Origin of the sequence: Acinetobacter sp. UBA3461 (assembly GCF_002381195.1) — a bacterium.
In the GTDB taxonomy this organism is placed as follows: domain Bacteria; phylum Pseudomonadota; class Gammaproteobacteria; order Pseudomonadales; family Moraxellaceae; genus Acinetobacter; species Acinetobacter schindleri.
In genome coordinates, this window is the sequence record NZ_DFRO01000016.1 from 44,898 (window position 1) to 46,725 (window position 1,828).

At 33.4% G+C, this 1,828-nt stretch carries 3 protein-coding genes; all 3 read left to right on the top strand.

The window, feature by feature from the left end:
* Positions 1 to 579 (top strand): IclR family transcriptional regulator domain-containing protein (locus tag B3D47_RS02760; protein WP_286859819.1); only part of this gene is annotated, 579 nt, incomplete at its 5' end.
* A 434-nt stretch (positions 580 to 1,013) separates the two neighbouring features.
* A complete protein-coding gene (locus tag B3D47_RS02765; RefSeq protein ID WP_166135261.1) occupies positions 1,014 to 1,430 on the top strand; it encodes a hypothetical protein in 417 nt (138 codons plus the stop codon).
* Positions 1,431 to 1,441: 11 nt separating this feature from the next.
* Positions 1,442 to 1,786 carry a NosD domain-containing protein gene (locus B3D47_RS02770; RefSeq protein WP_286859821.1) on the top strand — a complete coding sequence of 115 codons (345 nt, stop codon included), beginning with the start codon at positions 1,442 to 1,444 and terminating at the stop codon, positions 1,784 to 1,786.
* The last annotated feature ends 42 nt before the right edge of the window (positions 1,787 to 1,828 follow it).

Here is a 1,828-nt window from a genome sequence, read left to right on the forward strand (position 1 = left end):
CTGGGTGAGCGTGCTCACGCATTTGGCGTGAATGCCTTAAAGCGTACCGATATGCTGGAATTAACCCAAAAATATATTACGCAGATTCAGCAGCATTTAAATTGCAGTATTCATGTCAGCAAATGGTTCGCCGATGGTGCTGTCGTGGTTCAGTCGCTTGAATCCAATCATGTATTTAATATTATTACCCGGGTCGGCTCGCGTATGCCTTTGCTAAAATCGGCAACTGGTCGTTTACATGCTTGCCTCCAGCCAGAATACATCATCAAGCCTCTGCTGGAAAAAGAGTGGGCGAGTAGCGCGAAAGCAGGTCAATATCCTGCGAATTGGGAAGAATTCTTGCAACTTAAAGAGAAAATCCTGCAGCAGGGCTATGCGTCCGTAACCGGTGATATGATGGCGGGCATCCATGCAGTGGCGATTCCGGTGTATAACTTTAGCCGACAGCTTGACCATGTGATTACCTGTATTGGCACCGAAGACCAGTTGCCAGCAGATCAGATGCAACAAGCCATCGATTATCTGCTCGGGATTCAAAAACAAATTGATGCCTTGTTTAATCCACAGGTGGCTGTCTAACTCTTTCATTAATTGCAGATCACTTTTAGTCATTTCATAGATCCAGACCTGATTGAGGTACTGGATCTTTTTTATATCCAACTTTTGATCGTTAGAGAGAAATTAAAAAGGTGGCTTAATTATGAAATAAAACAAGAATGCTTATTCTTTTTTAATGGATATGAAATCTTAAAGAAAATTGAACAGAGGTTCCTATCTTACTTAGAGGCTTTAGAGTTCGTAGAATAGCCATTGTGTTAAATAGGTTGTAATTCGGTACAGCATTTCAGTTTTTAGATTTCGAATAAGAGATTTTATGTTAAATAATTAGTTCACTAGGGAGACTTTTATAGTTATCTATAATACTGAATGAGTAGGAATTTAAATTCTTCTGTAAAAGCTACTATTAAATATAGTATAACTATATGAATAATTTAATTTTTAGGAAAATTAATATGTCTACTAAGAAGTTTATAGCATTCGATATGGAAGATAGTAACGAGAATATTTTTCAAGAAAATGAAGTCCTCTTATCTGGTGATGAAAGTACAGCCTTCAAAGTTAGAGGATCTCATAAAAATCAATTTATTGGTAACAAAGTCTTGATAACCGAACAAATTGAATTAATTAATAAATTAAAACAAGATGTAAGTAGTTTTCAGAATCAATCTAATAGTGAGTTAGAGGAAAATTTAGAAAAAATTTCATTAAAAATAAAAGAATTAGAAGAGGCTAATACATCTAATGTATTAGAAAGAGCAAATAATTTATCACAGACCATTCTGAATGTAATTGAATTGTTTGGTGAGAAAGTCCCTAGCCTAGCTACTAAATTAAGTCCTTATCTACTTTCTATATCAAGTTTGTTTTGATGGAGATTAATATGGAATCTGTAGCAATCAAAATCGTAGGCTGTTCTAATGGGGTTGTATCGGGGAATATTACTAATGGATTTGATGTTGGTGTAGATGTTCAACACTCTGAAAATATAGATATTTCTAATAATTCTATTACTAGTAGAGTTGCTGGAGTTAGAGTAAGAAACTCGAGAAGAAATTATATTTCAAACAATAGAGTTTCCCAGATTAAACCAGATAATATTTTTTTAAGTATTACCTTGAGAGATCTAATATTATTTTTAATAAATAATACAAATATTGATAATGCGAAAATTATAGACATTTATTCAAGATTAGGCAGATCATGGGAGGAAAAAATTTATAAATAAAATAATTAATTAGTTTTCCTAAAATTAACATAATACACCTTA